Annotated in this window: 1 protein-coding gene; it reads left to right on the forward strand. The window is 61.9% G+C overall.

What is annotated here, in order from left to right; all coding sequences use genetic code 11:
- The coding region (locus tag AC5RTS_RS16280) for a hypothetical protein (protein ID WP_493993053.1) at positions 1-265 on the forward strand (265 nt) is incomplete at both ends.

Below are 265 nucleotides of genomic sequence, written 5' to 3' on the forward strand. Positions count from 1 at the left end.
GGCACCGCTAAAGACGGCACCTGGGAAAAATCGGTAACCATCCCCCCGGGGTCCGCTCCAGGCGAATGGGAAGTCACTCTCTACCCCCTCTCAGACACCCTCGGCAACAATTCCACTTCCTTCCAGACACTTGCCACCGTCACCGTCACCGTCACCGGCAACATCTCCCCGGCCACCCCGGCACCGGTCATCTTCACCGATAAGAACGGCACCGCCAACGACACCTACACCATCCCCGCCACAACCGGCGTGGAATACCAGGTCG

Source organism: Arthrobacter sp. MDT1-49-2, from assembly GCF_059090185.1.